The organism is Cupriavidus sp. NPDC089707 (genome assembly GCF_044748965.1).
Taxonomy (GTDB): domain Bacteria; phylum Pseudomonadota; class Gammaproteobacteria; order Burkholderiales; family Burkholderiaceae; genus Cupriavidus.
The window spans coordinates 1-1,178 of record NZ_JBIVHB010000066.1; the positions used below are offsets into that span (position 1 = coordinate 1).

A 1,178-nucleotide genomic window follows, 5' to 3' on the forward strand; every position below is an offset into this window, starting at 1 on the left:
GATTCCGGCGGCGCCAACCTGCCCAACCAGGACGACGTGTTCCCCGACCGCGACCACTTCGGCCGCATCTTCTACAACCAGGCCAACCTGTCCAAGCAGGGCATCCCGCAGATCGCGGTGGTGATGGGCTCGTGCACCGCCGGTGGCGCCTACGTGCCGGCGATGAGCGACGAGTCGATCATCGTCAAGAACCAGGGCACCATCTTCCTGGGCGGCCCGCCGCTGGTGAAGGCCGCCACCGGCGAGGAAGTCAGCGCCGAGGACCTGGGCGGCGCCGACGTGCATACGCGCCTGTCCGGCGTGGCCGACTACTTCGCGCAGAACGACCACCACGCGCTGAGCCTGGCGCGCAATATCGTGCAGCACCTGAACCGCCGCAAGCCGGACCAGATCCGCCTGCATGAGCCGGTCGAGCCGCTGTACCCGGTGGAAGAGCTGTATGGCGTGATCCCGACCGACACGCGCAAGCCCTATGACGTGCGCGAGGTGATCGCGCGCATCGTCGACGGCTCCGAGTTCGACGAGTTCAAGGCGCGCTACGGCACCACGCTGGTATGCGGCTTCGCGCGCATCTGGGGCTACCCGGTCGGCATCGTCGCCAACAACGGCATCCTGTTCTCCGAGTCGGCGCTGAAGGGCGCGCACTTTATCGAACTGTGCTGCCAGCGCAAGATCCCGCTGGTGTTCCTGCAGAACATCACCGGCTTCATGGTGGGGCGCAAGTACGAGAACGAGGGCATCGCCCGCAATGGCGCCAAGATGGTGACGGCGGTGGCGACGGCGCAGGTGCCCAAATTCACGGTGATCATCGGCGGCTCGTTCGGGGCCGGCAACTACGGCATGTGCGGGCGTGCGTATTCGCCGCGCTTCCTGTGGATGTGGCCGAACGCGCGCATCTCGGTGATGGGCGGCGAGCAGGCCGCGAGCGTGCTGGCGACAGTGCGCCGCGACGGCATCGAGGCCAAGGGCGGCAAGTGGAGCGCGGAGGAAGAGGATGCGTTCAAGCAGCCGATCCGCGACCAGTACGAGCACCAGGGCCACCCGTACTACGCCAGCGCGCGGCTGTGGGACGACGGCGTGATCGATCCCGCGCAGACGCGCACGGTGCTGGGGCTGGGCCTGTCGGCCAGCCTGAACGCGCCGATCGAGGACATGAAGTTCGGCGTGTTCCGCATGTA

The 1,178-nt window shown here is 67.3% G+C and carries 1 protein-coding gene; it reads left to right on the forward strand.

The window, feature by feature from the left end; all coding sequences use genetic code 11:
* A partial coding sequence (locus tag ACIP1U_RS32615) for a carboxyl transferase domain-containing protein (RefSeq protein ID WP_400324080.1) occupies positions 1-1,178 on the forward strand: 1,178 nt, incomplete at both ends.